Origin of the sequence: Arthrobacter globiformis (assembly GCF_046536215.2) — a bacterium.
Classification (GTDB): Bacteria; Actinomycetota; Actinomycetes; order Actinomycetales; family Micrococcaceae; genus Arthrobacter; species Arthrobacter globiformis_E.
On sequence record NZ_CM143421.1, the window covers coordinates 4147599 to 4168543 of the forward strand.

General features: G+C 68.4%; 26 protein-coding genes. 15 read left to right on the forward strand and 11 right to left on the reverse strand.

Going from position 1 to position 20945, the window contains the following annotated elements; genetic code table 11:
• Nucleotides 1-16: 16 nt before the first annotated feature.
• The 5 genes from R5O87_RS18775 to R5O87_RS18795 all read left to right on the forward strand — a co-directional run bounded on the left by R5O87_RS18775 (nt 17) and on the right by R5O87_RS18795 (nt 3075).
• Nucleotides 17-637 (forward strand): SipW-dependent-type signal peptide-containing protein, encoded by a 621-nt coding sequence (locus R5O87_RS18775; RefSeq protein WP_410555918.1) that lies wholly within the window; start codon nt 17-19, stop codon nt 635-637.
• Between the two features lie 12 nt (nt 638-649).
• Entirely contained in the window at nt 650-1246 is a 597-nt protein-coding gene (locus R5O87_RS18780; protein ID WP_410555917.1) for a signal peptidase I, read from the forward strand.
• Complete coding sequence (locus R5O87_RS18785; RefSeq protein WP_410555916.1) at nt 1243-1701, forward strand: hypothetical protein; 459 nt, start codon at nt 1243-1245, stop codon at nt 1699-1701. The genes R5O87_RS18780 and R5O87_RS18785 overlap by 4 nt, the downstream gene beginning before the upstream one ends.
• 198 nt (nt 1702-1899) lie before the next feature.
• Nucleotides 1900-2442 (forward strand): hypothetical protein, encoded by a 543-nt coding sequence (locus R5O87_RS18790; RefSeq protein ID WP_410555915.1) that lies wholly within the window; start codon nt 1900-1902, stop codon nt 2440-2442.
• Between the two features lie 222 nt (nt 2443-2664).
• Nucleotides 2665-3075, forward strand: a complete 411-nt coding sequence (locus R5O87_RS18795) for a hypothetical protein (protein WP_410555914.1) — start codon at nt 2665-2667, stop codon at nt 3073-3075.
• A 111-nt stretch (nt 3076-3186) separates the two neighbouring features.
• Here R5O87_RS18795 and R5O87_RS18800 read toward each other — a convergent pair whose 3' ends face one another.
• The 5 genes from R5O87_RS18800 to R5O87_RS18820 form a co-directional block, all read right to left on the reverse strand.
• Nucleotides 3187-3831, reverse strand: coding sequence for a DUF305 domain-containing protein (locus R5O87_RS18800; protein ID WP_410555913.1), 645 nt, complete (start codon nt 3829-3831; stop codon nt 3187-3189).
• Nucleotides 3832-3971: 140 nt separating this feature from the next.
• The gene (locus R5O87_RS18805) at nt 3972-4427 is read right to left on the reverse strand and encodes a hypothetical protein (RefSeq protein WP_410555912.1); all 456 of its coding nucleotides are present in this window, start codon (nt 4425-4427) and stop codon (nt 3972-3974) included.
• 85 nt (nt 4428-4512) lie between these two features.
• Nucleotides 4513-6657 carry a heavy metal translocating P-type ATPase gene (locus R5O87_RS18810; RefSeq protein WP_410555911.1) on the reverse strand — a complete coding sequence of 715 codons (2145 nt, stop codon included), beginning with the start codon at nt 6655-6657 and terminating at the stop codon, nt 4513-4515.
• Between the two features lie 198 nt (nt 6658-6855).
• Nucleotides 6856-7773, reverse strand: a complete 918-nt coding sequence (locus tag R5O87_RS18815; protein WP_410555910.1) for a cation diffusion facilitator family transporter — start codon at nt 7771-7773, stop codon at nt 6856-6858.
• Nucleotides 7774-8026: 253 nt separating this feature from the next.
• Nucleotides 8027-8353 (reverse strand): ArsR/SmtB family transcription factor, encoded by a 327-nt coding sequence (locus tag R5O87_RS18820; RefSeq protein WP_410555909.1) that lies wholly within the window; start codon nt 8351-8353, stop codon nt 8027-8029.
• A gap of 94 nt (nt 8354-8447) precedes the next feature.
• On the opposite strand from R5O87_RS18820, the gene R5O87_RS18825 reads away from it, so the two are divergent.
• The 5 genes from R5O87_RS18825 to R5O87_RS18845 all read left to right on the forward strand — a co-directional run bounded on the left by R5O87_RS18825 (nt 8448) and on the right by R5O87_RS18845 (nt 11963).
• A complete protein-coding gene (locus tag R5O87_RS18825; RefSeq protein WP_410555908.1) occupies nt 8448-8798 on the forward strand; it encodes a metalloregulator ArsR/SmtB family transcription factor in 351 nt (116 codons plus the stop codon).
• On the forward strand, nt 8795-9517 hold the full coding sequence (locus tag R5O87_RS18830; protein ID WP_410555907.1) for an aquaporin: 723 nt from the start codon (nt 8795-8797) through the stop codon (nt 9515-9517). The genes R5O87_RS18825 and R5O87_RS18830 overlap by 4 nt, the downstream gene beginning before the upstream one ends.
• Nucleotides 9514-9924: an arsenate reductase ArsC gene (locus R5O87_RS18835; protein ID WP_410555906.1), complete on the forward strand. Its 411-nt coding sequence runs from the start codon at nt 9514-9516 to the stop codon at nt 9922-9924. The genes R5O87_RS18830 and R5O87_RS18835 overlap by 4 nt, the downstream gene beginning before the upstream one ends.
• Before the next feature lie 183 nt (nt 9925-10107).
• Entirely contained in the window at nt 10108-11436 is a 1329-nt protein-coding gene (locus R5O87_RS18840; protein WP_410555905.1) for an FAD-dependent oxidoreductase, read from the forward strand.
• Nucleotides 11437-11516: 80 nt separating this feature from the next.
• Nucleotides 11517-11963 (forward strand): arsenate-mycothiol transferase ArsC, encoded by a 447-nt coding sequence (locus tag R5O87_RS18845; protein ID WP_410555904.1) that lies wholly within the window; start codon nt 11517-11519, stop codon nt 11961-11963.
• Nucleotides 11964-12011: 48 nt separating this feature from the next.
• Here the strand turns inward: R5O87_RS18845 and R5O87_RS18850 are convergent, their stop codons facing one another.
• A complete protein-coding gene (locus R5O87_RS18850; RefSeq protein ID WP_410555903.1) occupies nt 12012-12794 on the reverse strand; it encodes a hypothetical protein in 783 nt (260 codons plus the stop codon).
• Nucleotides 12795-12980: 186 nt separating this feature from the next.
• On the opposite strand from R5O87_RS18850, the gene R5O87_RS18855 reads away from it, so the two are divergent.
• Both R5O87_RS18855 and R5O87_RS18860 read left to right on the forward strand, forming a co-directional pair.
• A complete protein-coding gene (locus R5O87_RS18855; protein ID WP_410555902.1) occupies nt 12981-14252 on the forward strand; it encodes a glycosyltransferase in 1272 nt (423 codons plus the stop codon).
• Between the two features lie 5 nt (nt 14253-14257).
• Nucleotides 14258-14914 carry a class I SAM-dependent methyltransferase gene (locus R5O87_RS18860; protein WP_410555901.1) on the forward strand — a complete coding sequence of 219 codons (657 nt, stop codon included), beginning with the start codon at nt 14258-14260 and terminating at the stop codon, nt 14912-14914.
• A gap of 95 nt (nt 14915-15009) precedes the next feature.
• Here the strand turns inward: R5O87_RS18860 and R5O87_RS18865 are convergent, their stop codons facing one another.
• Together R5O87_RS18865 and R5O87_RS18870 are read right to left on the reverse strand one after the other, a co-directional pair.
• Nucleotides 15010-15306 (reverse strand): hypothetical protein, encoded by a 297-nt coding sequence (locus R5O87_RS18865; RefSeq protein ID WP_410555900.1) that lies wholly within the window; start codon nt 15304-15306, stop codon nt 15010-15012.
• Nucleotides 15307-15408: 102 nt separating this feature from the next.
• Nucleotides 15409-15786, reverse strand: a complete 378-nt coding sequence (locus tag R5O87_RS18870; RefSeq protein WP_410555899.1) for a MarR family winged helix-turn-helix transcriptional regulator — start codon at nt 15784-15786, stop codon at nt 15409-15411.
• 97 nt (nt 15787-15883) lie between these two features.
• On the opposite strand from R5O87_RS18870, the gene R5O87_RS18875 reads away from it, so the two are divergent.
• Nucleotides 15884-17332 (forward strand): MFS transporter, encoded by a 1449-nt coding sequence (locus R5O87_RS18875; RefSeq protein WP_410555898.1) that lies wholly within the window; start codon nt 15884-15886, stop codon nt 17330-17332.
• Nucleotides 17333-17936: 604 nt separating this feature from the next.
• On the forward strand, nt 17937-18431 hold the full coding sequence (locus R5O87_RS18880) for an Hpt domain-containing protein (protein ID WP_410555897.1): 495 nt from the start codon (nt 17937-17939) through the stop codon (nt 18429-18431).
• On the opposite strand, the gene R5O87_RS18885 is transcribed toward R5O87_RS18880, so the two are convergent.
• The 3 genes from R5O87_RS18885 to R5O87_RS18895 form a co-directional block, all read right to left on the reverse strand.
• The gene (locus R5O87_RS18885; protein WP_410555896.1) at nt 18340-18735 is read right to left on the reverse strand and encodes a response regulator transcription factor; all 396 of its coding nucleotides are present in this window, start codon (nt 18733-18735) and stop codon (nt 18340-18342) included. The genes R5O87_RS18880 and R5O87_RS18885 overlap by 92 nt on opposite strands.
• A gap of 138 nt (nt 18736-18873) precedes the next feature.
• Nucleotides 18874-19263 (reverse strand): DUF202 domain-containing protein, encoded by a 390-nt coding sequence (locus R5O87_RS18890; RefSeq protein WP_410555895.1) that lies wholly within the window; start codon nt 19261-19263, stop codon nt 18874-18876.
• A 3-nt stretch (nt 19264-19266) separates the two neighbouring features.
• On the reverse strand, nt 19267-19668 hold the full coding sequence (locus R5O87_RS18895; protein WP_410555894.1) for a YidH family protein: 402 nt from the start codon (nt 19666-19668) through the stop codon (nt 19267-19269).
• 145 nt (nt 19669-19813) lie between these two features.
• On the opposite strand from R5O87_RS18895, the gene R5O87_RS18900 reads away from it, so the two are divergent.
• Nucleotides 19814-20920, forward strand: coding sequence for an EAL domain-containing protein (locus tag R5O87_RS18900; RefSeq protein WP_462836335.1), 1107 nt, complete (start codon nt 19814-19816; stop codon nt 20918-20920).
• Nucleotides 20921-20945 lie beyond the last annotated feature (25 nt).

The window sequence follows — 20945 nt, forward strand, 5'->3', positions numbered from 1 at the left end:
GCCGGGAGGAGGAACCATGCGCGTCCCGCGTGCGCTGCGGGCAGCGGCGCTGATTGCCGCTGCGGTGCTCCTGGGCCTGCTGGCCGTCCAGGGCACGTACGCGCTGTGGAATGCCGCCACGTCCGCCCCGCCCGGAACCGTGCAGGCGGCGTCGTTCACCGTCAACCTCACCGGCTCCCCGTCCGGGGTGAGCACCCCGATGACGCAGGCCAACGGGCAGGCGGCCAGCCTCTCCCTCAACTCCGCCGCTGCTTCCCTCACGCCGGGGACCTCGGCCTACGCCAGTGCAACGGTGACGAACGCCTCCGACGCCGGCGGTGCGTTCAGCATCACCGTCACCGCCGATAACGCGAATGTGGCCAACGTGGGAGCGGGCACGCTCGCGGCGTACCTGACCGTCAACGCCAAGATCGGCGCCACTACGGCGGACTGCTCAGTCACCAGCGGCTACAACACCACGCTGACTGCCACCACCGGCCTGACCTCAGCCGCCGTGCCCAAGGGAGGTAGCACCGTGCTTTGCTTCCAGGTCACGCTCGCCGCCAACGCTCCGGCCACCGTGAAGGGGCAGTCCGTGAACATCACGGTTCCCCTCACCGCCCGCCAGCTTTGCGGTGTGCCCGCGGGCTGTCCTTGATAGTCTCCCCTCATGGGGGAACAGGACCGTTCGAGAACTCCCGCGGGTTCACGGACCCGCCGCGGCCTGGCGGCGGTCAGCCGCCTCGTTACCCTGGCGCTGCTGCTGGTGCTGGTCTTCGCTGCCCTGGCACTGATACTCGTGCCGCGGGCCACCGGCTCCCAGACCTACACCGTGCTCACCAACTCCATGGCCCCCAAGTACCCGCCGGGCACGTTCCTGGTGGTGAAGCCCGAACCGTTTGCCCAGCTCAGGTACGGCGACGTCATCACGTTCCAGCTGGAGTCGGGCAAACCCGCGGTGGAGTCACACCGGATCGTCGGGTTCGCGTCCACCCAGGGCGGAGAAAAGACGCTCATCACCAGGGGCGACAACAACGACGTCAACGATCCCAACCCCGTCAGGGAGCTGCAGGTCAAAGGCAAGCTCTTCTACGCCGTTCCGTACGTCGGATTCATAGCCAACGCCCTCGGCAACACGGACCGGAGCCTGTGGATGTCTGTCGGGGCGGCCGCGCTGATCTGCTACGGGGCCGTGCTCATTGTCCGGACCCTCCGCGGCATGCGCCGCAGCCGCGGAGCAGAGAACCCGGGGGAGGGGCCTGCATGAAAGAACTCAAGAAGGTCCCGGGCGGGAAAGCGGCCATCATCGCCTTCGCGGTGACGGTGCTGCTGGGAGCCGGCGGCAGCATCGCCGTCGGACTCTGGCAGCAAACTGCCACCACCACCATGACGGTTTCCGCCGCCCCCGTCTGGCCCGGCGACCAGGCGGTCCTGAACTGCGTCACCAGCACCAACCCCAACATCAAGACCGCCACCCTGACGGCTACCCCTACCGCCAGCGGCACCATGACGGCCGCCCTCAAGAACGCAAACGGCGCCTACGGCACCGAGTACAGCGTGGGCAGCTTCCCGGGAACTCTTGACCTCGGCTCAGACACCACCGGGGTTAAGGAAGCTCTCAACGGCGCCGCCGGCACCGTCCGCCTCACCGTCACCTTCACCGGCTACACCCGCCAGGCACTGGTCAGCTTCGCCGGCAACGGAAAGGCGACCTGCGCTTAGTCCTAGGGCCCGGCCAGGATTCGACGGGCAGGCCACCCGCCGGACACCGCCCGGCGGTGCGCAGGGAGCATCCGGCGAAACAAAAGCTCGGGGATTTTCGGGAGGGCTTGTCCGGGACGCTAGGCTGGACCGGAATTAGGTCACATTCTCGTTGCCTAATACAACCATTGGTCACTCGCCCCCAACCGCAAGGAAGCTATGTCCTCCTCCGTTCTCGAACAGACCACTCCCACCCAGACCACCGCAGCCCCGACGGCGGCTGCACGGGCCCTCGCCGTCCTGCGCATCCTTCTCGGCTCGGTTCTGCTGTGGGCCTTCGCGGACAAGGCGTTCGGCCTAGGATTCGCCACTCCCGCAGCCAAGAGCTGGATGGCCGGCGGGTCGCCCACGGCAGGTTACCTGGGCAGCCTCAAGGGCTCGCTGGCGGGAGCCTTCCAGCCGCTCGCCGGCAACCCGGCCGTTGACGCCGCCTTCATGCTCGGACTCCTGCTGGTGGGAGGGGCGCTGGTCCTGGGAGTTGCCCTTCGCGCCGCAGCGGTTGGCGGGACCGCGCTGATGCTGCTGATGTGGCTCAGCTCCCTGCCCCTCAAGAGCAATCCGGTGCTGGACGAGCACATCATCTACGCTGCCGCCATGGTGGCCCTTGCGGCAACGGGCGCCGGCCGGGTCTGGGGCTTCGGCCGCACCTGGGAAGGGATCCTGCAGGCTGCACCGGCACCGGTGCGCACGGCCCTCTCGTAGCGGGCAAGCAAATCAGTAGGAGGCGGTGACATGCGGCGCGCATGTCACCGCCTTTGTTTTGCCCGGCGTTCGACGGCGGGTGGCTGGGCGTAGTCCGTTCGACGGCGGGTGGCTGGCCAGGGCTCACTCCGGACCGAGTCAGTGGAGCTTTGACGCGGGGATAGTAGGATGCAGGTCCCGGGGAGGTCGGGGGAACGTCGAGAACAATGGGGGATCACGACAATGAAATTCCGTTTGCTGGCCAGGACCTGCGTGGCATTCCTTGTCCTGATCCCCGCAACTCATTTAGTTAGCGCCTGCACCAACGGACCTGCACCGGATCCTGGTAAACGGGATACGGCGGTCTCATCGGTCATGCACGCCCTGAACGAACAGGACCACGCCAAACTGGTCACGCTTGCACAGCCGGGGCCGCAAACTGCGGACCCGTATTCCAAATTGCTGCTTTCGGAGTGGGCTGGTGTGGCAGATTCCGGATATACCGCATCCTATTCATCGGACATCACGCCAGACGTCGTCGCCGTGCGCGTAGCCACCACTGATTCGTCCGGAAGCCCTGCAGAGGTCGAATTTTCGCTTCGGTGGAACGATAAAGATTGGGTGCTGGCCGTTGGCCCCGACACAAAGCTGTAGTCCTCCTGGCTGAGTGACTCCAGAAGCGCCGTGCACGTCGAACATCCCAGGGAAGAACCGGCACCGGCGGCGCGGGGCCGCCGGTGCCGGTCGTGCCGGCGGGGATGCCGGCTAGAGAGCGGCCAGCAGGTCCTTCATCTCCTGGATTTCCTTCTGCTGCGAGCTGCTGATGTTCCCGGCCAGGGCAACAGCGTCGGGGTTCTGTCCGCCGTCTTTCTCGACATTTGCCATCATGAGGGCGCCCTGGTGGTGCGCGATCATCTGGGTCAGGAACAGCTTCGCGGCCTCGGTGCCCTGGGCGGCGTCGAGTTTCTTCATGTCGTCGGCGCTCATCATGCCGCCCATGGCACCGTGGCTGGACATGTCATGTCCGCTGGGCGCTTCCGTGGGTTCGTTCCAGCTCTTCAGCCAGCCCGTCATGGTTTCGATTTCCGGCGCCTGGGCAGCCTTGATCTTTTCTGCGAGGGCGGTGACCTTGGCCGGCACGTTCTGCTTCTTGAGGATCACGTCGCTCATCTCCACGGCCTGCGCGTGGTGCGGAATCATCATCTGCGCGAACATCGTGTCGGCGGAGTTGTGGGCCGCAGCGGACGCACTGGCACTGCCCGATGTCGCGGAGGCCGAGGCGGTGGCTGACGCCGAGCCGTGGTCCATGCCGGTTGTGGTGGTGCCGCTGCCGGATCCGCCGCCGCAGCCGGCCAACGTGATCGCTGCAGCAATGGCGGCGGTGGAAAGGGTCAGAAACTTCTTGGTCATGTCAATCAGGTCCTTCAAGCATTCAGTCGGCGGCAGGCGCCGGAAGTGGGGCTTGCGCGTTTCAGTCGGGCGCGCGGCAGTAACGCGGGGCATTCGCCCGCGATGGTGCTTGGGCCGGACGTTTCCGGCAGGGTCCTGTTTTACGTCCGGCTGATGGACAGCTGACACGGTGAAGGCGTTCCGGGGAGGTAGGCGTAGCCTCCGCTCACCGGTCCCGCCGGGCCGGCACGGACTACCGCCGTACCCAACGCAGAAGTACCCGGCGCCGGCGCGGTCAGGTTGCTCGTCTTGACCGAGGGGGTGCAGGCGACGGTCATCGCCTGTGTGCCGCTGCAGTCCCCGTCCGGGCACCCGGCCGCAGCCGAAATTTCCGGGCCCTCAACCGCGTGAGCATGGGGGCCCATGCCGTGCGCGGCCGCACCGGCAGTGTGCGAGTGCCCCTCGGATTCCGCGGCCGCCATCGCAACGGCCTGGCCGTGCATGAGGTGGTGGCCGCTCATGACATGCATGCCGAAGATCCCGGCAATCAGAGCCAGCACCAGGGAAAACATTCCGGCACGGAGCAGGAAGGCCGGGGCGCTGCGGGCTGCAGTCATGACGGTTCCTCCTTTCGTGCCGGACAGTGTGTTTTTAAGGCTACCGGGCCGCGGGCTTCCGGCAGGGATGGTTACGTCCGCCGGTTCAGCGGATCTGCGCCGGATTCAGTTTGACCCGGCGCAGCAGCTGGGCGTTAAGGGCGACGACGATCGTGGACACTGACATGAGCACGGCACCGGCCGCGGGGGAGAGTGTGACGCCGGCGAAGGCCAGCACCCCTGCCGCCAGCGGGACGGAGATGACGTTGTAGCCCGTGGCCCAGACCAGGTTCTGCCACATCTTCCGGTAGCTCGCGCGGGACAGGTCCACCATGGAAAGCACGGCCCGCGGATCGTTGCCGGCCAGCACCACGCCCGCCGATTCCATCGCGACGTCGGTTCCGGCACCGATGGCGATGCCCACCTCGGCCCGGGCCAGGGCAGGGGAGTCGTTGACGCCGTCCCCCACCATCGCCACCTTGAAGCCACGGCCCTGCAGTTCGCTGACCTTCTTGTCCTTGTCCGCCGGCAGGACCTCGGCGAAGACCTCATCGATGTTCAGTTCGGCCGCGACGGCCTGGGCGACCTGCCGGGCATCGCCGGTGATCATGGCCACCTTGATGCCTCGGTCCTGCAGGGCCGCGACGGCCTGCCGGGACTCAACGCGGACGGCGTCTTCGAGGCTGACCGCCCCCAGCACCCGGCCGTCGGACAGGACGTGGAGCACGGCGGCGCCGCGGTCCATCCAAGGCCCGGTGGCCGCGGCCAGCTCGGCGGGTTCCGTGACGGCGAGTTCCCGCAGCAGCGCCGGTCCGCCCACCTGCACCGTCCGGCCGTCGACGCTCGCGCCCACGCCCCGGCCCGTCATGGAGCTGAACCCGGTTGCCTGGGGAACGGAAAGGCCCTGCTCCCTGGCCGCCCGGACGATCGCACGCGCCACAGGGTGTTCGCTGTCCGCTTCCACGGCGGCGGCGAGGGCCAGCAGCTCGTCCCGGCTGACGCCGTCGGCCGCTGCTATTTCGCGTACCTCCGGCTCACCTTTGGTGAGCGTGCCGGTCTTGTCGAACAGGACGACGCCGACGGTGCGCATGCGCTCCAGGGCCATCCGGTTCTTGATCAGCACCCCGGCGCGGGCCGCCTGCTCGGTGGAGATGGCGATCACCAGCGGGATGGCCAGGCCCAGGGCGTGCGGGCAGGCGATCACCAGGACGGTGACCGTGCGGGTCACCGCTTCCGGGACGCTGCCCAGCAGGGTCCAGACGATAAAGGTGATGACGCCGGCGCCCGCGGCGAAGTAGAACAGGAACGCTGCCGCCCGGTCGGCGAGGGCCTGCGCCCTTGACGAGGAGGCCTGGGCCTCGGCCACGAGGCGCTGGATGCCCGCGAGTGCGGTGTCGTCCCCGACGGCGGTGATGCGGACCCTGACCGTATTGTCGGTGGCCACTGTTCCGGCGATCACGGCGTCGCCGGGGGATCGGGGGACGGTCTTGGACTCGCCGGTGATCATGGATTCGTCGAATTCGGCCTGCCCCTCGGCCACGGTGCCGTCCGCGGGCATCCGCGCGCCGGACCGGACCAGCACCAGGTCCCCGGCCCGGAGCTCGGAGACGCTGACGGTCTCGGTGCCGGCATCCGTGATGCGTTCGGCCTCGTCGGGGAGCAGTGCTGCGAGTGCGTCCAGGGCGCCCTGTGCCGATCCGAGGGCGCGCATCTCGATCCAGTGGCCCAGGAGCATGATGGCCACGAGCAGCGCCAGCTCCCACCAGAAGTCCAGGTCGAAGCCGCCGATGCCCAGGCTGGTCACCCACGAGGCAACGAATGCGACGCTGATTGCCATGCCGATCAGCAGCATCATGCCTGGACGGCGTGCCGTCAGCTCATTCAGGCCGCCCCGGAGGAACGGCTGGCCGCCGTAGAGGAAGATGACGGTGCCCAGGGCAGGAGGGATCCACGAGGATCCCGGGAACTCCGGCGGCATGTAGCCGAGCAGGTCCCCGAACATCGGGCTGAAATACACCACCGGAACGGACAGGGCCAGGGTCAGCCAGAACCGGTTCTTGAACATCGCGGTGCTGTGCCCGGCGTGCTGGCCGTGGGTGTGCACCACGTGATCGTCGTGGGCGTTGTGGCCCGCATGCGGGCCGTGTCCGGCGCCGGCAGGTGTGGCAGGCGCGGGGGTAGCTAATGCGGGGTGCTCCGCGTGCTCAGCGGTGGCTGTATGCGGGGCGGAATGTGAGGTGTGCTCTTCCATGTCAGTTCCATTCCATAAAGACGGATGGGTGCGCTGGGGTTGAACGGCTGTGACGGGGAGGTGGCCCCCTGGACATACCACTTCACTGACAACACCAGAAATATACCCCCGGGGGGTATATCGGTCAAGGCTTCCTGGGTCCCTGGTCTGTGAGGCGTTCGCGGACCCATGGTTGCCGGGCCTGGTCTGGTGTTGGAGTCAGTGGTGCATGGTTTCCTGGTCGCGGTGCGCGGCCGGCTCGATCTGGAAGGTGGAGTGTTCGACGGCGACTTCGAAGTGTTCGGCAACGCAGCGTTGCAGGTCGGCCAAGATGGTGGCGGCGTGCCCGTCCTTCATGCACGTGTCCTGCACTGTGACGTGGGCTGAGAGAACAGGCGTGCCGGAGGCCACGAGGGAGGCGTGAAGGTCGTGGACGTCAATGACGTGGGGCAGTGCGAGGATGTGCTCGCGGACCTCGCCCAGATCCAGGCCTGCGGGGGCGTTTTCCATCAGCACGTTGACCGTGTCGCGCAGCAGCTTCAGGGTGCGCGGAATGATCAGCGCGCCGATGAGCAGGGAGACGACGGCGTCGGCCCGGGTCCAGCCGGTGAGCGCAATGATGATGGCGGCCGCGATCACGGCGACCGATCCCAGTGCATCGTTCAGGACCTCGAGGAACGCGGCCTTCAGGTTGAAGTTGTGGTGCCGGCCGGACGCGAGGACAAGGAGCCCGACGGCGTTGCCCGCCAGGCCGATGATGCCGAACCACAGCATGGTGGACCCGCCGACCTCCGGTGGTTCTATGAGGCGCCGGATGCCTTCGACGATCACGAATCCGCCGACGCCGAGCAGTAGGGCCGCCTGCCCGGCGGCTGCGACGATTTCGGCGCGTTTGTAGCCCCAGGTGCGTTTCAGGGTGGCCGGTTTGAGGGCCAGCGATGCGGCGATCAGGGCGATGAGCAGCCCGGCCGCATCGGTGAACATGTGCCCGGCGTCGGCCAGCAGCGCCAGGCTCCCGGTCAGGAACGTGCCCACGATCTCCGCCACCATGACCGCGGCGGTGATCACGAAGACAATGATCAGTTTTCCGCGCTGGCTGGCGGCGTCCGCGCCGTGGCTGTGGTCGTGCCCGCTCACGGTGTCCGCTCCGGACGGTTGGCGGTCACCGGCAAGGCGAGCGGCTGCGGTGTAGGCTCCGCAGTGCAGTCCGCGCAGCACCCGCCGTCCGGTTCCGCGCTGTGAACTGGCTCGGAACCGAGTGCTGCCTCGTCAGCAAGGGAATCGGCGTTCGCAACCGCGTGCGGGACGGAGCAGGCGGCCGCGGCAAAGAGCCTGACGCGCCGGGCCCGTATGTCCCGCCGTGCCGGGGCGGGGGACAGGCGGAGCGTGCTCACGCCACACACGTCCCGTCGGGGGTGCAGCAGGCAGGGTCGACTGCCAGCACCACGCCGATCAGGTCCCGGATGGCATGGCCCAGCCGGTCGTCGGCGAGTTCGTACCGGGTCCGCCTGCCGTCGGGAACGGCCACCACCAGGCCGCAGCCGCGCAGGCAGGTCAGGTGGTTGGACATGCTCTGCCGCGACACCGTGAGGGCATCGGCAAGCTCGGACGGGTAGCCTGGGCCGCCTGCCAGGGCGAGCAGGATCCGGGCCCGGGTTGGGTCTGAGACCGCATATCCGAACCGGGCCAGCACGGGCGCATGCGTGAGGGTTTCCATGGCCCCAAAGTACATCGCTGCATGTATTCAGACAATTGTGTATCCGGGACTCGTTGACGCAGACATAGATGAGTGTGAATATTTACATGTGTCTATGTCTCTCGAACTGACCCCCGTTCAAACGGTGGCGTGCTGCTCGCCGCTGGCCCGGGAGCCGCTCTCCGCGTCCGAAGCGGAGGGCATCGCCCCGCTGCTGAAGGCGCTGGCCGATCCGGTACGGCTGCGGCTGATGTCCCTCGTCGCGTCCCACGAGGGCGGAGAAGCCTGCGTCTGCGATCTGAATGACGCGTTTGACCTGTCGCAGCCCACCATCAGCCACCACCTGAAGCTGCTGCATGACGTGGGGCTGCTCGAGCGCGAGAAGCGGGGCGTCTGGGTCTACTACCGGGCGCGCACCGAGGCGCTGGAAAACCTGGCTGCGCTGATCGGGGGACAGGCGAAGTGACCGTGCTGAAGAGACGGGCCGGTGCGGAGTTCGTCGGAACTGCGTTCCTGGTCATGGCCGTCGTCGGCTCCGGAGTCATGGCGTCCAGGCTTTCGCCGAACGACGTCGGCCTGCAGCTCCTGCAGAACAGCCTCGCCACGGGTGCCGCGCTGGTGGCGCTGATTGTGGCACTGCAGCCGGTCTCGGCATCGTTCAATCCGGTGGTGACCCTGCTGGAGCGTGCCCTGGGCATGATCGGCACGCGGGCTGCTCTCGCGCTGATCGCCGCGCAGTTCCTCGGCGGCCTGGCCGGGACGGTGCTGGCGAACCTGATGTTCGATCTTGACGCCGTAACCCTCTCGAGCCACGAGCGCACAGGGACCGGTCTCTGGCTGGGTGAGGTCATCGCTACCGCCGGGCTGCTGCTTGTCGTGTTCGGCACGGTCCGCTCCGGGCGGGCGGACCGGGTGGCGTTCGCCGTCGGCGGCTACATCACCGCGGCGTACTGGTTCACCAGCTCCACCAGCTTCGCCAACCCAGCGGTGACTGTCGCCCGCACCATTACCGACACGTTCGCCGGGATCGCGCCGGCCTCCGCACCAGGCTTCATCCTGGCCCAGCTCCTCGGCGGCGCCGCGGGGTTCGTCCTGGTCCGCCTTCTGTACCCGACACTTGCCCCAGCCCCAGCCCCAGCCACTGCCACATCCGCGGAAGCGGCCAACCGAAAGGTGCTCTCATGACCGCGAAGCCCTCTGTCCTTTTCGTCTGTGTCCACAATGCCGGCCGTTCCCAGATGGCTGCCGCGTTCCTCACCACGTTGTCGAAGGGCGCGATTGAGGTACGCTCGGCCGGGTCCCAGCCGGCGGACAAGGTGAATCCGTCCGCCGTCCAGGCCATGGCCGAGGTCGGCATCGACATGTCCGCCGAGATCCCGAAGGTCCTCACCACCGAGGCGGTGAAGGATTCCGACGTCGTCATCACCATGGGCTGCGGCGACGAGTGCCCGTACTTCCCGGGCAAGCGCTACGAGGACTGGGTCCTGGAAGACCCGGCGGGCAAGGGAGTCGACTCGGTACGGCCTATCCGGGACGAGATCAAGACGCGTGTGGAGGCGCTGATCGCCTCCCTGACTCCGGCTTCTGCATAAGCAAACCTGGCAGGGAAGGGGGTGACTCGCATGAACACCGGCTGCTGCGATGACAACTGCTGCGACGACGATCAGGACTGCTGCTAACCCGCCCGCCCCATATCCACCCTGCCCGCCCACCGGCGGGCAGGCCAACAGCCGGCCCCGCATCCGGGAGCCGGTACCGCACGAAACGAGGAACTGATGACCGGACCGGATTCGCTGCCCGTCGCCGTGATCGGCGCTGGCCCGGTGGGGCTCGCTGCCGCGGCGCACCTGCTTGAACGGGGCCTGGACCCCCTCATCCTGGAGGCAGGGCCTGCTGCCGGCGCCGCCATCGAACAGTGGCGCCACATCCGTCTGTTCTCCCCGTGGCGGTACAACCTCGACGTCGCGGCCGTCCGCCTCCTCGAAACCTCCGGCTGGGAAGCGCCCCGCCTCACGGCCCTCCCGTACGGCGGGGAGCTCATCGACAACTACCTCATGCCGCTCGCCGCGCTTCCGGCGATCGCCTCCCGGCTGCAGACCGGGGCCAGGGTCGTCGCTGTCACCCGGCAGGGCCTGGACAAGACCCACGTCCGGGACCGGGACACCGCACCCTTCACCGTCCGTGTCGAACACCAGGACGGTGGAACCCGCGACCACACCGTGGCGGCGGTCATCGACGCCTCCGGCACCTGGTCCACCCGCAACCCACTGGGCACGTCCGGGCTGCCCGCCATCGGCGAAGACGCTGCGGCAGGCCGAATATCCACACCCCTTCCCGACGTTATTGGCCGCGACCGCGAGGAGTTTGCCGGGCGCCGTGTCCTCGTCGTCGGCGCCGGACACTCGGCCGCCAACACGCTCATCAGCCTGGCGGCCCTCGCCCGGGAGGAACCGGGCACCAGAATCCTGTGGGCGGTCCGGGGCGCCTCGGCCGCGAAGGTGTATGGCGGCGGGGACGGCGACGGGCTTCCCGCCCGCGGCCAGCTCGGTGCCCGGCTCCGCCGTCTCGTTGAAGCGGGCACCATCGAGCTGCACACCGGTTTCGGGATCAGCTCCCTTACGTCCTTGAATTCCCATGTCACCGTCGGAGCCGTGGACGGCCGCACCCTGGACGCCGACATAGTGGTGCCCTGCACGGGATTCCGGCCAGACCTGGACATCCTGAGTGAAGTCCGGCTCAGCCTGGACCCCGCCGTCGAGGCGCCCGTGAAGCTGGGACCGCTGATCGATCCAGAGTTCCATTCCTGCGGCACCGTGCCCCCACACGGCGCCAAACTCCTCGCACACCCGGAAAAGGACTTCTACATCGTGGGTATGAAGTCCTACGGCAGGGCGCCCACTTTCCTGCTGGCCACCGGCTACGAACAGGTCCGCTCAGTTGCCGCTGCTCTGGCCGGCGACCGCGAAGGCGCCGACACCGTCAAGCTTGAGCTCCCCGAAACCGGCGTCTGCTCCACCAACGCAGGTACCAGCTGCGACGCCCCGGAGCCCGTGCTCGTCGGGTTTCCCACGGGGCTGGCCCACGGCCGCTCGGCCGGGAACTGACCCGCCCCGGCCACCAAAACGGTCACCAGCCAAACCCCTGGCCGCATCACCGCTACAACGAACAAGGAATAATTGCGCACATGACAGACTCCACGCCCACACCCGAATCCGCCGAAAAGAAGCCCTCCGTCCTGTTTGTCTGCAGCAAGAACGGCGGCAAGTCCCAGCTCGCGGCCGGGCTCATGCGGCAGCTCGCGGCCGGCAGCGTCGACGTGTACTCGGCCGGCACCAAGCCCGGCAAGGAGCTGAACCCGCTCGCGGTGGAGTCCCTGACCGAACTGGACATCGACGTCACCGGCGAACACCCCAAGCCGGTCTCCGATGACGTTATCGACGGCGTGGATGTCGTCGTCGTCCTCGGCACCGAAGCCAGGATCGAGCCCCGCGACGGCACCCGGTTTGAACTCTGGGTACCGGACGAACCCTCTGAACGCGGCATCGACGGCATGGAACGCATGCGCCTCGTCCGCGACGACATCAAAAACCGCGTCCAGGCGCTGGTAGGTGAGCTCCAGGCCGGCCGGTAGCCGCCTTCGTTCATTACGTAGCGGTTGCGGCGGTCCTCAGCCGTCCACTCAGCGCGGCGGCTGAATGTCCGACGGCGGCCGGTCGCCCGCCGTCGGGAAACTCTGCGACGGCAGGTGGTTCGGCGGGTATCCGGCTGGCGCCGGATACCCGCCCGACGGCGGAAGGTCCGCTCCGGGCAGGCCGGACCGGAACGGGCCGGCAGTGAGCGCGCCGAGTTGGATGGCGCCCATCTGCAAGGCACCGGCCACCACGATGAGGAAGATGCCCATCGCCAGCACGGGCCAGTCGACGGGGAGGAACGGGATGGTCAGGGTTTCCCGGACGTCCGACTGCTCCGGACCGGGCAGGCCCAGCTCCTGGGCGGAGGTGACCGTGGCGACGGCTTCCAGGATTCCGGGGAGCACCCCGGCCAGGGAAAGGGCGACGCCGGCCCCGGCCACGGCGTGCATGCCGAACTTCGCAAGGGGCCGGTAGCGGAGCTGCTGCCGGCAGAGGAGCGCCATCAGCAGGCAGACGGCCACCACCGGCAGGTGCCGCAACAGCGCGGCGCAGGTCAGCATCAGCCGGGCCGGAAGCGGGAGGTAGCTGACGGTCAGGGACGCGGTTTCGTATTGGCCGGCCAGGACGCCGGGATTGTCCTCTCCGATTTCCGGAAAGAAGCTGTTCAGCAGGGAGACGGAGAGGACGGGATCGCCCACCCAGATGCCGTAGATCTGCACGCCGGCCAGGCACCACGCAACAACTGCAGCGGTCAGGGCGACCCACACAATGACGTGCAGGGTCCCGCGTTCGGCACCGGATAGCCTGCCGGTCGCCGTCAGTCCGGCCATGAATGTCCCCCGAGAGTCCCGTAGCGTGCGCGGTCGCGCGCCTGTCCACGGGAAGCATATCCGGTAGGCGTCTTAAAAGGTCGACGGCGGGGCGGCGCCTGCTTTTGGGTGCACGGCAGCGCAACCACCGCGAATGAGGTGGCCGCTGCTCTATCCCCGGACCCCCGCAGGCCATAGGCTCCGAGCATGTCATCAGTCATCGTTTGCAGCGGCCCCCACGACGGCCACGTTTCGCCCATGCTCGGAGTCGCTCGCCGTCTGATTGACCGCGGTCACCGGGTGCGGTTCCTCACCGGCCCCGGCTACGAGGGCGCGGCGAAGGCCATCGGTGCAGAGTTCCTGCCACTGGGGCCGGGCGCCGAGTACTCGGCCGAACCCAGCTCGGCCACCGGCGTGCAGGCTATCCGCGAGGGCATCCGCGGATTGGTGATCGAGCCGGCCCGAGGCCAGTTCCTGCCGCTCGAGGCCGCGATCGCCGCCGAACACACGGACGCGGTCCTGGCGGAGGTCACCTTCATGGGTGCCGCCACGCTGTCCCGGCTTCCCCGCAGCCAGCGCCCAGCCGTCATCGCCTGCGGAATCCTCCCGTTGACGCTGTCCAGCCCGGACTGCGCCCCCTACGGCTCGGGCCTGGCACCGGGCAAGGGAAAGGCAGCCCGCCTGCGGAACCGCGTGCTGAACTGGATGGTAGAGGATGTGGTGCTGAAGGACAGCCAGCAGCAGGTGGACAGCCTCACCCGCGAACTCGTGGGCGTGGGGCTGGACGGGCTGTTCATCCTGGACTGGGCCCGCCGCGCCGAACTCATCGCCCAGTTCACCGTGCAGGAGTTCGAGTACCCGCGCTCGGACGCACCGGACAACCTGCGCTTCTTCGGGCCGATGTCCCGGCACGCCGCGTCCGCCTCCGTGACGCCGAAACCGGAATGGTGGGACGAACTGGACGGTTCGCGCCCGGTGGTCTACGTGACGCAGGGGACCGTCTCCAACGAGGACTTCACCGCCCTGGTGGGCCCCACGCTCGAAGGGCTCGCGGAGGAGGACGTCACCGTCGTCGTCAGCACCGGGCGCCGCCCGCTGTCTGCCCTTCCGCCGCTCCCGGCCAATGCCCGCGCCGCCGAATTCCTCCCGGACGCCGAGCTCCTGCCGAAGGTCGCCGCCTACGTCACCAACGGCGGCTACGGCGGCCTCCACTACGCGATGGAAAACGGTGTGCCCATCGTGGCCGCGGGGGATACCGAGGACAAACCGGAGGGCGCCGCCCGGGTGGCCTGGGCCGGCGTCGGAATCAATCTCAAAACGGGACGGCCCAAGCCAAACGCCGTCCGCAGCGCTGTGCGGAAGGTGCTGAGCGACGGCAGGTACCGGGCAGGGAGCCGGCGGATCGGCGCGGCGATCGCCGCGTCCCCCGGCGTGGACGGTCTCATCGACGCGATGGAAGCGATGCTGCGGAAGGAGTGAACGGCATGGACAACGCAGGGGACGGCAGCCAGGCGCTGAGGCACCTCCAGCATCCGCGATTCGCCCGCGCCTACGCGCGTGCGGTGGGGCGGATGAACAGCCGCGGCGCCACCGAACACCGGCGCCGCATGTTGGCCGGCCTGTCCGGGAAGGTCATCGAGATCGGCGCGGGCGACGGATCGGCCTTCGCGCTCTACCCTCCGGCGGTCACCCGTGTCCTGGCCCTGGAACCCGATGACTACCTCAGAAGCCTCGCCCTGAACCGCGCCGCCACCTCCGCCGTGCCGGTGACCGTGAGGGCTGCCGCAGCCGAGCACATCCCGGCCGACGACGGCAGTGCGGATGCCGTCGTCGCCAGCCTCGTGCTCTGCAGCGTCGCGGACCAGGCTGCCGCGCTCGCGGAAATCCGGCGCGTCCTGCGCCCGGGCGGGACCCTTGCCTACTACGAGCACGTCCGTTCTGAACGCCCCGTGCTGGCCGCGGTCGAGGACCTGCTCACGCCGGCATGGCAGCGGCTGGCCGGCGGCTGCCATCCCAACCGGGACACCCTCGGCGCCATCACCGCGGCAGGGTTCACCATCCATGACAACCAGAGGTTCGGCTTTGCGGTCCAGTCATTGACCCCGCCCGTGGCGCACATCCTGGGCCACGCCACCCGGTGATTGGGCCTGCCGGGCCAAGTTTCACCACGTTCACCTGTTTCACCGGCTTTCACCGCGGCGGCGGTCACCACCGCCGCCGCAGCGCGCGTCACCGGTCAGGCGTCAGGACCCGGGGTGAAGTAGTTGTACGCGTCGTGGTACGTAATTTTCGGCTGCTCCGGTATCCCGGCCTCTGCGCTGTAGGGGCCGATCTGGTCCCGCGCGAAGGCCTCGTACTGCTCGCGGGACTGCCAGAGGTCCGTGACGAGCAGTCCGTCGTCCGTTGCCGCCACCCAGTGCCCCAGTGCGCCGGCCGGACCGGGGCCGCCCTTGGTCAGGTTCATTTTTTCGATGACCTGGTCGTATTGCGCCAGCGTGGCGCCCTTGAACTCCATAATGACCGCGACTGCCATCTCCTGCTCCCTACACCTCGTTGTGCAACGGCCCGCATCTGAACCGATACGGCTGGTTGTACGCCGAGGAGGCAGGCCCGTCAAGGAGCCGCCGGAAGCGGGTCAGGCCAGGTTTTCCTTCAGCAGCGCGCGGTGTTCGACGGCGGCGGCCTGGTGGAGCTTGCGGCCCGCCGCCGTGAGTTTGAGGTACAGCGAGCGGCGGTCGTCGGCACAGGATTCGCGGGTCAGCAGCCCGGCCTTTTCCAGCCGGTCCACCACCTTGGAGACGGCGCTCTGGCTCATGGGGGTGCGTTCGCCGAGTTCCTTCATCCGGCACGATGACTTGCTGTTCTCCGCCACCAGGTCCAGGATCTCGAACTCGTTCAGTCCGATGTCGAATTTGGCTTCCAACGCCCGGTCGAGGGCGCACGAAGTGCGGAAGTACGCGTCCTGGATGCTGCGCCATTGCTCAACCAGCAGGCGGTCCGTCGTCGAAGCCATGCCCCGATTTTACCCGACAGACGAACTGAAGTCCACGTCATAATATTCCGCGTCATATTCCTTGTCATTGGATGACGCGTCATATAGATTTTCAGGCATGACATCACCCACCACCCTCGAACGATCTGCCGGCCCCATCGCCACGGCCGTCCGCTGGACCCGCGCCCAGTGGCTCCTGCTCATGGTTGTCTGCACCGTCCTGGCCCTCGACGGGCTGGACGTGTCCATGGTGGGCGTGGCCCTGCCGTCCATCGGGCACGAACTGAACCTCGGCACGGACGCCCTGCAGTGGATTGTCTCCGCCTACGTCCTCGGCTACGGCAGCCTCCTGCTGCTGGGCGGCCGGCTCGCCGACCTCCTCGGCCGCCGCCGCATCTTCCTCATCGCCCTCTCGGTCTTCGCGGCCGCGTCCCTGGTGGGCGGACTCGTGGACGACCCCGCCATCCTCATCGCCAGCCGGTTCGTGAAGGGCCTGGCCGCCGCCTTCACCGCGCCCACGGGCTTCTCCATCATCACCACCAACTTCGCCGAGGGCCGCGAGCGCAACAAGGCCCTCTCCATCTTCACCACGTTCGGTGCCAGCGGCTTCTCGCTGGGGCTCGTCGTCGGCGGCCTCATGACCAGCCTCAGCTGGCGCTGGACCTTCCTGGTCTCCGTGCCGATCGCCGTCGCGGTGGTCATCCTGGGCACCCGCTTCATCCCGCGGGACACGCCCGACGCCACGGACAGCGGGCACGACATCTGGGGCGCCGTCACCCTGGCGCTGGGCATGCTGGGGCTCGTCTACACGCTGGTGTCCGCGCCGGAACAAGGGTGGGGATCTGTGGCAACAATCGCCGGATTCATCATCTCTGCCGCGGTGCTGGCAGCCTTCGCCGTCATCGAAAACAAGGTCAGGCACCCGCTCATCCGCTTCGGCATCCTGCGCGAGGGCTGGGTGGCGCGGGCCAACCTCAGCGCGGTGGGGCTGTTCGGCTCCTACCTCAGCTTCCAGTTCATCGTGACGCTGTTCCTGCAGTCCGCCCTGGGCTGGAGTCCGCTCGCGATGGCCCTGGCCCTGCTGCCCACCGGCCTGATCGTGGCCACCAGTGCGCCGTTCGCCGACCGCCTGATCAACGTGTTCGGCGCCACCCGGCTGATCCTGGCCGGACTGGTCTCCATGGGCCTCGGCTACGTCCTGTTCCTCCGGGTGGGCACCACGCCCAACTACGCCCTGGACATCCTGCCCTCGATCATCCTGCTGGGCATCGGCTTCGCCCTGGCCTTCCCGTCCATCAACGTCCAGGCCACCGCCGGGATCAAGGATTCGGAGCAGGGCCTGGCCGCGGGCCTCATTCAGACCAGCACCCAGGTGGGGGCCGCCCTGGTCCTGGCCGTCACCACCGCCATGGTCAGCGGGCATTCCGACGGCGGCGCCGTCCCCAGTGCCGCCGCCATGCTTGAGCAGTACCGGCCGGGGCTGGTGCTGAGTGCCGCCGTCGCCATCGCCGCGCTGCTGGTCGCGGCTCTGCCGGCCCGACGGCGGGCAGTCGCCCTGGCTGCCTAGGTCACCGAAGCCCAGGTCACCGAGGCCCAGGTCACCGAAGCGCGGCCGGACCGAGTGTGAACTGGGTCCGGCCGCGCCGGCGGTGCCGCCGAAATGTCCATTAAACGAAGCAACCCCCATGTGCCGCAGCCAGGTCCGGGGGTCCAGCCGACTGTCTCCCATGGATCCGGCCGTGACCGGGGCAGAGGGCCCGCTGTTGCTTCGTCCTCCAGTCTAGTTCGCCTGTCGGACAGGGGCAGAGTCCTCATCCCCAGCTGGTGGCCTGGGGCAACTTCACAGGGAAATCCGAGGTTTCTCCAAGGCCTGGCTCTCAGTGTTGGTCATGTCCCGGCGGGGCGGCCCGCCTAACCGAACCCCGGGACGGCCGGACCCGGCAGCACTACCGGATAGCCGCCGGGGTCCGGCCACCGAAGCCGCCGCAGTCCTGCGACGGGCCCAAGGCGGCTGCCCCATGGCCCCGCCGGCTCCTGCAGGCGCCGCGGCCGATCTATTACAATCCCGTATCCGCAGGATGGGAACAGGGCCTTTCAGGGAACCCGCAGGGTTTGCACAGGATCACCCTGAGACACCACCGCGGCGGATCTTTGGACCCTAGCCTTGAAATGTGCCCAGAACACCCGCCACCGCTGCCCCTGAGGAACCCGCCCCCGTGGTGTGGGTCGACGCGGACGTGCTGCGGGACCTCGAGGAGCAGCTCGCCGGCCCCTCGATTGTCCAGCGGTTCGTCCATGACTACGTATCGCTGTGGCAGCGGCGCCATGAGACTCTTGCTGCCGCCATCGAACGGCAGGACGCCGAGGCCGCGCTGGATGCGGCCATCAGCTTGAAGGTCTCGTCGTCCATGGTCGGCGGCACTTCCTTGGCACGCCTCGCGCAGAAGCTGCAGGAAACCATCCAGGCAGGAAACTTTCCAGCTGGCGAGGAACTGCTGTCCGCCGTCGGCGTCTGCGGGCGCGCAACAGTCAACGAGCTTGTCGCTGGCTACGCGAAACCGCGGGCGAGATCAGCTACACCGCATGGTGAACGGGGCCAGCGGTTCCGGCGGCAAGCATCGCCTCGATCCGGGTCCGCAGCTCCCTGGGGTGGAAGGGCTTTGTGACGTACTCGTCCGCCCCGCAGCGCAGCGCTTCGTCGATGTCCGCTTCGTCGGCGCGGCCCGTGAGCATCACGGTCCGGGCGGCGCTGAAGGGCCGGATGCGCCGCAGGACTTCGAAGCCGTTGATATCCGGGAGGCCGACGTCGACAGTCACAACGCGGGGAAGCCTGTGGCGCACGAGGTCCACCCCCTCGAGCCCGCTGGCCGCGGTGAATACGGCAAATCCCGTCCGTTCCAGGACTGCGCGCAGAAGATTGCGCATGTCGGCGTCGTCCTCAATGACGACCGCCACTCCCAAGCCGGTCATGGTCAAACTCCACGTCTGGCGGGTCCTTGAGCCGGCCCAGCACCGGCTCCAAGTTCACCGCCCACATCACACGGTACAAGCCCGCGGGCCGTTTTTCAGCATTAAATTTGTTGGTTCAAATGCGCTGCCGTGACGCGGTCACGACAGCACCAGCCACACGCCCAGCGCGCCGAGGGCCACGCAGGCTCCGGCGGTCCAGAAAACGGCAGCGATGTCCGGTGACAGACGCCCTGCCCGGATCCCCTCAACGCTGCGCCGGTAGCGCCGGCGCTGCGTGAGGTAGATGCCTGTCCCGGCAGCCACGGTCAGGCCGAACATCGCCAGCACGAACGGTCCCTGGTCCGGCAGCCAGCGCAGGCACACCGCGCTCGCGGCGATCAGCGTCAAGACGGTCCGGCCCCACGCCAAGGCGGTGCGCTCGGGCTGCAGCCCGGGGTCGCCGTCGAGCGGTCCAATGGCCGGCTGCGGTCCGTTGCCTTGGCGGGGGCCGTCGCCGGGCGGGGGAGCGGTGGCCGGGTTGTCGGGCATGGTTCAGGCCAGGACGACGACGGCGATCACCACCGCCGCCGCGACGGCGCAGCCGGCGGCGAGCAGCGGACCGATCAGCGGCAGGGGCAGCGGCCGGTTGGAGCGCAGGCTGGCCTCAACCCGCAGCCAGCGGATGGCGGAGCCCGCGCTCAGCAGCATCCCCAGCAGCAGGAGCAGGACTGACAGCCCGCGGCGGATGGGCTCCGGGAAGACGTCGGTGGTGAACGCCTCCACTGCGATGCCGCCGGCGAGCAGCGCCAGGGAGGTGCGGATCCAGGCCAGGAACGTCCGTTCGTTGGCGAGCGTGAACCGCGGATCAGGCTCGGTGCCGCCGGGAAGGAGTCTTTCGGCGAACCTGCTTCGGCGGGAGTCGGGGCCGGGCGGGGGAGTGGGGGTGGACGGCACGGTCACAGTCTAGCCAGTGCCGTTGTTAACAGGTCTGTGAAATTCTTGTCACAGAGGGGTCAAGTCGGCTCACCTGCGCTTATGATGCATCCGGAGGCAGGTAGTCCAGCCAGCGGCCAGCTGCCCGGAGCCTGAGGAGTGCCCATTGGACAACACCCGGTTCCCTGATGATGACAATTTGACCGACGGCGACGCGCCCGGCTCCGATATCCCGCTGATGCGCGAGCAGGCCTACGAGATCATCGATGCGGTCCTGTCCGGCACGGATCCGGAAGGGGCCGAAGTCCGGGAGCGGCTGCGCGAGCACGTGGCGGCGCACCCCGGAAATCCGGAAGCGGCGCTGCATGAGCATCTGGTCTTCACCCGCTCCCTCGCACGGCAGGCCGGCGATCGGCCCAATCCCGGCAAGCAGGATGTGCACCGGCACCCGACTGAGGGGCAGATCAGCGTCCCCGGTCACGGCCAGGCGGCCATCGAGGCGGTCCTGCATGGCGGCATGCTTGTCACGGCGTTCCAGCCGATCCACGATCTGCGCCGCGGCGGTGTCATCGGCGCCGAAGCACTGACGCGTTTCCTGTGGGAGCCGGACGGCGACGGTGCGGGCTCGTGGTTCAAGAACGCCGCCGCCGTCGGCCTGGGCGCGGACCTGGAGTTCTCAGCCCTGCAGGCGGCGGTGGCCGCGGCGCAGGATCTGCCGCCCCAGCTGGTGGTGGCACTGAACCTCTCGCCGGCCGTGTGCCTGGATCCCCGGCTGCCGGGATTCCTGGAGCACGTGCCCCTGGAATCCTCCCGGATCATGCTGGAACTCACCGAACCGCTCAACCCCGAGCAGCTGAGTCCGCTGCTGGAGGTGCTGACGCCACTGCGCAGTGCCGGCATGGGGCTGGCCGTCGACGAGGCCGGGACGGACGCCGCCTCCATGCGCCACATCCGGTCCCTCCGGCCGGACGTCATCAAGATCGGCCGCGGCCTGGTCACAGGGATCGACGCCGATCCGAGCCGTCAGTACCTGGTGGCCGACCTCGTCGAGTTCGGACGGCAGACCGGTACCGCGCTGGCCGCCGTCGGAATTGAAACCGCCGCTGAACGTGCGGTCCTGACCCGGCTGGCCGTGGCCGCCGGCCAGGGCCATTTCCTGGGGCAGCCCACGGTCAATGTGAAGGAATGGGCCACCTGGTCCGGCCCCGCCTCGGCCATCCAGGGCCGGCACGGGCGGCACACGGCAGGGCGGCCCCAGCCGGACGGCCGCTGACGGCGCCAGGTGGCCCGCGAGGGCA